This window comes from Castellaniella sp. S9 (genome assembly GCF_027257175.1).
GTDB lineage: Bacteria > Pseudomonadota > Gammaproteobacteria > Burkholderiales > Burkholderiaceae_B > Castellaniella.
Window position 1 is genome coordinate 33,122 of sequence record NZ_JAPFGD010000014.1, and the last position, 6,336, is coordinate 39,457.

Consider the following 6,336-nt stretch of genomic DNA (forward strand, 5'->3'; position numbering starts at 1 on the left):
TCAACCCAGCCGCAGACGGTTGAGCGGCAGGCGCCGCCGCAGGACCTGGGTATTGACCCAGGCCATGGAGCGCGCGCCCAGGCGCGCCACGGCGTGCGCCGGCAATTGCCGGTAGTCCTCGTTGAACACCAGCAGGCTGTAGTCGCCCGCGTATCCCATCCAGTCCACGTGCCGCACGAAGGCCGCGACCGCCTCATGCAGCACGCCGTCGCCGGGAAACACCCGCATGTGGTCGGCGTTGCCCTCGCTGCGTTCCTGGAAGACCGGCACGCTGAAATCGGCAAGCTGCACGAGCGAGATCTTTTCCGGCGGGATGTCGTTGAGGATGTCGAGGGCCTGGCCCCCGGCGATGAAATGGAAGGCATCCAGCACCAGGCCGAGGTTGGCGTGGTCGACGCGAACCACCAGGTCCCAGGCGCTGCGGGTGTCCGACACCGCGCGGCCCCAAGGAATGGCCTTGAAGCCCACGCGCACGCCCGTCGGGACGGCCAGGTTGGCGAGCTTGCGCAGGTCGGCCTCGGCGCGGCCGGGGTCGTGCTGATGGCCGGCCGCCGCCGAGGCGCACACCAGCAGCAGCGGCGCCCCCACGTCGACGCATACGTCCAGCAGCGCCTTGACGATGTCCAGCTTGTATTCATGCGCCGGGCCGCTCATGCCCTCGTAGTTGCGCATCAGCTGCAGGCCGGTGACCTGCAGCTTGCTGTCGCGCACCAGCTTGACCGCCGCCCGGTAGCCGCGCGGGTGGTGGGCCAGGTCGCGCGCCCACAACATGACTTGCGAGAACCCCGCCGCCTCGGCCGCCGCGAGGCGTTCCTCGAGCGGGCCGGCCATGCAGGCCAGATCGATGCCGAAGCTCTCGCGGTTCAAGTCGCGCCCCCCGCGGCCTCGTCGTCGGGCGCCGTATGGTGCACGAACTCGAAATTCACGTCGTAGGACATGGCCGCGGTAATCGCGCCGTGGCTGTCCGGACGGATGAAGGCATTGTCCTGGAAGGGTACGCCGCGCGCCTCGAGTGCGCGCACAGTGCCCGGCACGTCGGGCGAGCCGAAGGCCAGCCGCGCGAATTGCTCGTACCATTCGGTGTCGTACAGCGCGTCGCCCACGGGCTCGACCAGCTGCAGGTAGAAACGCGCACAGGGGCTTTGCAGAATGGTGCCGTGCGGCAGGATGCCGAAATGCGTGTCGGGCGGCAGCACGCGGAACCCCAGCAACTGGCCGTAGAAGTCGATCCATTCGGCGCTGCGGTCCGGGTTGATGTACTGCACCACGCCGAACACGTGCAGGCCCGGCACGACGGGCTCGACTGCGCGCTCGTCGCCGAGGTAGTCGAAATCCACGTCGTAAATCGAGAACGGGCGGCGATGGTCCACCAGATAGATGATCGAGTCGCCCACGCCGTGGATGCCAGGGATGTTCAATTCCATGGCGCCTGCGCGCGTCGGGATCGGCCAGGCTCCCCATTGCATGCAGCGTTCGTAGGCCTGGTTGGCGTCGGCCACGCGCACGGCGATGGCGCTGATCTGGTTGTCCTCCTCGGGGTGCGCCAGGGCGGACAGCGAGACCGGGTCCGCATTGATGATGACGTTGATCGGCCCCTGGCGGTAGAGGAAGACCTCGCGCGAGCGGTGGCGGGCGATCAGGCGAAACCCCAGTTGCGCCAGGACGGCGCCCAGCTCATCGGGGTGGCGCGACAAATACTCGATGAACTCGATGCCACGCATGCCCAGGGGATTGGCCTCGGCGGCTGGATCGGCGGCGCTCATCGGGCCGGCCCGTCCGTCCCGGGCCAGCGCCCGCCCAGCGCCTCGCTGAGGGTCGCGGCGTGCTGCGCCAGGATGGGGATGATCTGGGCCACCTTGTCGTCGCTGAAACGGTACTTGGGACCCGAGACCGAGATCACGCCCGCCAGTTCCTGCCCGATCGAGAACACCGGCGCGGCCACCGCGCCGATCTCGGGGTCGCGCTCGCCCACCGAGACCTCGTGGAGGGAGCGCCGGATGGCATCGTACTTGGCGCCGGTTTCGCCGCTGAAGGCCAGCATCACGTGGCCCGATGCGCCGATGCGCAGCGGCAGCGAATCGCCTTCGTGCACCGAATCGCGCACCGAGCGCGGCGCATCGACCCGGTGCAGGCAGACGCGCGAGTCCTTTTCCCGCACGAAGAACGACGCGCCCTCCTGCAGTTCGTTGACGAGCTTGCGCAGCACGGGCACCACGAGGTCGGCGCTGCGGAAGTGCTTTTGATACAGCGATCCCAGGTATAGGGGCTTGGGCCCGAGGCGGTAGGTGCCGTCCTCGAGGCGCCGCAGGTAGCCGAATTTCTCGAGGGATTCGGCCAGGCGCAGCGTGGTGCTCTTGTAGAAGCCCGAGCGCTTGGAGATGTCGGTCAGGGTCAGACTGCCGCCGCCGTCGATGAATACGTCCAGTATGGTCAGCGCGCGGTCCACCGCGGCAACGCCTTCACGAGTCATGTTCTGGCTCCATCGCAGTCTGCGAAAATTGGGATGTAAATATCATAACCGAATCGTGTTCTATTTTTGTGTTCTGGTGTGCGCACCTGGTGCGAACGGACCTTGCTTGCCTACGTCAGGCATGGTAATATGCCGGGCTTACCAAAGCCTTTGGATGGCGCCTTGCGCCGCCTTGGCCTGGTAGATCGGGGGCGATGGATATCGCCCCAGTGCAAGACCCGCTCTTTACGTCATTCGTTTCAGGCGGATTTTGTGCAAATCGCCTGAACGGCCGTCCCGAGAACCGATCGGGGTTGCCCGGGGCCCCCCGGATATCGACGTAAAAACGTACGCGAGTACAAAGGATGCGTAAAGGTCATGCCTACCATTAGCCAACTGCTGCGCAAGCCGCGCGAAGTCAGCCGCGAGAGCAGCAAGAGCCCGGCGCTCGAGAACTGCCCGCAGCGCCGCGGCGTCTGCACCCGTGTCTACACCACCACCCCGAAAAAGCCGAACTCGGCCCTGCGCAAGGTCGCCAAGGTGCGCCTGACCAATGGCTACGAGGTCATCTCGTACATCGGTGGTGAAGGCCACAACCTCCAGGAACACTCGGTGGTCCTGGTGCGCGGCGGTCGTGTCAAGGACTTGCCGGGTGTGCGCTACCACATCGTGCGCGGCTCCCTGGACCTCCAGGGCGTCAAGGACCGCAAGCAGGCCCGTTCCAAATACGGCGCCAAGCGTCCCAAGAAGTAATCCGCCCCGCACCGTTCCAAATTTGCTGTACCCGGCCGCTCGTCGGCCGTCATCGTGCAGCCGCGGCATGGCGCCGCGGCATGTAAGTGGTCCTCTCGGAATAGAGGGCCGTGGCCGCCCCAGGCGGCTCAACTGAAACGTCACAAGGAAATCGAAATGCCCCGTCGCCGCGAAGTACCCAAGCGTGAAATCCTCCCCGATCCCAAGTTCGGCAGCGTCGAACTGGCGAAGTTCATGAACGTCGTCATGCTCTCGGGCAAGAAGGCCGTCGCCGAGCGCATCGTCTATGGCGCCTTCGACCAGATCCAGGCCAAGACCGGCAAGGAGCCCATCGAAGTCTTCAACCTGGCCATCAACAACATCAAGCCCGTCGTCGAGGTCAAGAGCCGTCGCGTCGGGGGCGCCAACTACCAGGTGCCGGTCGAGGTGCGCCCCGTGCGCCGCCTGGCCCTGGCCATGCGCTGGCTGCGCGAGGCCGCGAAGAAGCGCGGCGAGAAATCCATGGACCTGCGCTTGGCTGGTGAACTGATGGATGCCGCCGAAGGCCGCGGCGGCGCCATGAAAAAGCGCGAGGACACTCACAAGATGGCAGAGGCGAACAAGGCTTTCAGCCATTTCCGCTGGTAACCCAGACGGTCAATTACTAGGACACACATCATGGCCCGCAAAACCCCCATCGAGCGCTATCGCAACATCGGTATCTCTGCGCACATCGACGCAGGGAAGACCACCACCACCGAGCGCATCCTGTTCTACACCGGCGTCAACCACAAGATTGGCGAAACCCATGAAGGCTCCGCCACCATGGACTGGATGGAGCAGGAACAGGAACGCGGCATCACCATCACGTCGGCCGCGACCACCGCGTTCTGGAGCGGGATGGAGCACCAGTACCAGGAACACCGCATCAACATCATCGACACCCCGGGGCACGTCGACTTCACCATCGAGGTCGAACGTTCCATGCGCGTGCTCGACGGTGCCTGCATGGTGTACTGCGCCGTGGGCGGTGTGCAGCCTCAGTCCGAGACCGTGTGGCGCCAGGCCAATAAGTACGGCGTGCCCCGCCTGGCCTTCGTCAACAAGATGGACCGCACCGGCGCGAACTTCTTCAAGGTCTACGACCAGCTGCGGCTGCGCCTGAAGGCCAACCCCGTGCCCATCGTCATCCCCATCGGCGCCGAGGACAACTTCCGTGGCGTCATCGACCTGACCAAGATGCGCGGCATCGTCTGGGACGAAGCCTCCCAGGGCACCAAGTTCGAATACATCGACATTCCCGCCGAGATGGTCGACCAGGCCAACGAATGGCATGAAAAGCTGATGGAATCGGCCGCCGAGGCCAACGAGGAACTGATGAACAAGTACCTCGAGACCGGCTCGCTGACCGAGCAGGAGATCGACCGCGGCATCCGCCTGCGCACGATCGCCTGCGAGATCCAGCCCATGCTGTGCGGCACCGCCTTCAAGAACAAGGGCGTGCAGCGCATGCTGGACGCGGTCATCGACTACCTGCCGTCGCCAGTCGACATCCCCCCGGTCCGCGGCACGGACGACGAGGGCAACGAGATCGTGCGCAAGGCCGACGACGGCGAAAAGCTGTCGGCGCTGGCCTTCAAGCTGATGACCGACCCCTTCGTCGGCCAACTGACCTTCATCCGCGTGTACTCGGGCGTGCTGCGTTCGGGCGATACGGTCTTCAACCCGATCAAGGGCAAGAAAGAGCGCATCGGCCGCATCCTGCAGATGCACGCCAACAACCGCGCCGAGATCAAGGAGGTCGTGGCGGGCGACATCGCGGCCGTGGTCGGCCTCAAGGAAGTCACCACCGGCGAAACCCTGTGCGACGTGGGCGATCACGTCCTGCTCGAGCGCATGGAGTTCCCCGAGCCCGTGATCTCGCAGGCCGTCGAGCCCAAGTCCAAGGCCGACCAGGAAAAGATGGGCATCGCCCTGCAGCGCCTGGCCGCCGAGGATCCGTCCTTCCGTGTACGCAGCGACGAGGAATCCGGCCAGACCATCATTTCCGGCATGGGCGAACTGCACCTCGAGGTGCTGGTCGACCGCATGCGCCGCGAGTTCGGTGTCGAGGCCAACGTCGGCAAGCCCCAGGTGGCCTACCGCGAGACCATCCGCAAGACCTGCGAGGAAATCGAAGGCAAGTTCGTCAAGCAGTCCGGCGGCCGCGGCCAGTACGGCCACGTCGTGCTCAAGCTCGAGCCCCTCGAGGCGGGCGGCGGCTACGAGTTCGTCGACGCCATCAAGGGCGGCGTGGTGCCGCGCGAGTACATCCCGGCGGTCGACAAGGGCATCCAGGAAACCCTGCCCGCGGGCGTGGTGGCCGGCTACCCGGTGGTCGACGTCAAGGTGACGCTGTTCTTCGGTTCCTACCACGACGTGGACTCGAACGAAAACGCTTTCCGCATGGCTGCTTCGATGGCCTTCAAGGACGGCATGCGCAAGGCCAGCCCCGTGCTGCTCGAGCCCATGATGGCCGTCGAGGTCGAGACGCCCGAGGACTACGCCGGCACGGTCATGGGCGACCTGTCGTCGCGCCGCGGCATGGTTCAAGGCATGGACGACATTCCCGGCGGCGGCAAGATCATCAAGGCCGAGGTTCCGCTGGCCGAGATGTTCGGCTATTCCACCAGCCTGCGTTCGCAGACCCAGGGTCGCGCGACGTACACGATGGAATTCAAGCAATATGCCGAGGCGCCGCGCAACGTCGCCGACGAAGTCATCGCGGCACGCACGAAGTAAACAAACCGTCCGGCCGGGCAGGCGCCCGGCCGGAACACCCAACTCATTCATTTCCTAGGAAATCACGGGATCTATCATGGCAAAAGGCAAGTTTGAACGGACCAAACCGCACGTCAACGTAGGGACGATTGGCCACGTTGACCACGGCAAAACGACGCTGACGGCGGCGATCACGACGGTGCTGGCCAAGGCCGGCGGCGGCGAGGCCCGTGGCTACGACCAGATTGACAACGCGCCCGAGGAAAAAGCGCGCGGGATCACGATCAACACCTCGCACGTGGAATACGAGACGGCCACGCGCCACTACGCGCACGTGGACTGCCCGGGCCACGCGGACTACGTGAAGAACATGATCACGGGTGCGGCGCAGATGG

The 6,336-nt window shown here is 65.2% G+C and carries 7 protein-coding genes; 4 read left to right on the forward strand and 3 right to left on the reverse strand.

Going from position 1 to position 6,336, the window contains the following annotated elements; all coding sequences use genetic code 11:
• From OOZ48_RS18020 to OOZ48_RS18030, 3 genes are read right to left on the reverse strand one after another with little or no spacing between them, the layout of a single operon-like run.
• Complete coding sequence (locus tag OOZ48_RS18020; RefSeq protein WP_269500203.1) at positions 1 to 867, reverse strand: sugar phosphate isomerase/epimerase family protein; 867 nt, start codon at positions 865 to 867, stop codon at positions 1 to 3.
• Positions 864 to 1,763, reverse strand: a complete 900-nt coding sequence (locus OOZ48_RS18025) for a 4-hydroxyphenylpyruvate dioxygenase (RefSeq protein ID WP_269500204.1) — start codon at positions 1,761 to 1,763, stop codon at positions 864 to 866. The genes OOZ48_RS18020 and OOZ48_RS18025 overlap by 4 nt, the downstream gene beginning before the upstream one ends.
• Positions 1,760 to 2,470: an IclR family transcriptional regulator gene (locus tag OOZ48_RS18030; RefSeq protein WP_269500205.1), complete on the reverse strand. Its 711-nt coding sequence runs from the start codon at positions 2,468 to 2,470 to the stop codon at positions 1,760 to 1,762. Before OOZ48_RS18030 ends, OOZ48_RS18025 begins: the two co-directional genes overlap by 4 nt.
• Before the next feature lie 357 nt (positions 2,471 to 2,827).
• Here OOZ48_RS18030 and rpsL point away from each other — a divergent pair, with 357 nt between their 5' ends.
• The 4 genes from rpsL to OOZ48_RS18050 form a co-directional block, all read left to right on the forward strand.
• Positions 2,828 to 3,202: a 30S ribosomal protein S12 gene (gene rpsL / locus OOZ48_RS18035; protein WP_269500206.1), complete on the forward strand. Its 375-nt coding sequence runs from the start codon at positions 2,828 to 2,830 to the stop codon at positions 3,200 to 3,202.
• Positions 3,203 to 3,358: 156 nt separating this feature from the next.
• On the forward strand, positions 3,359 to 3,829 hold the full coding sequence (gene rpsG, locus OOZ48_RS18040; RefSeq protein ID WP_269500207.1) for a 30S ribosomal protein S7: 471 nt from the start codon (positions 3,359 to 3,361) through the stop codon (positions 3,827 to 3,829).
• Between the two features lie 30 nt (positions 3,830 to 3,859).
• Positions 3,860 to 5,962 (forward strand): elongation factor G, encoded by a 2,103-nt coding sequence (fusA, locus tag OOZ48_RS18045; protein WP_269500208.1) that lies wholly within the window; start codon positions 3,860 to 3,862, stop codon positions 5,960 to 5,962.
• Between the two features lie 76 nt (positions 5,963 to 6,038).
• Positions 6,039 to 6,336: GTP-binding protein (locus OOZ48_RS18050; protein WP_269500209.1), on the forward strand; the 298-nt coding region annotated here is incomplete at its 3' end.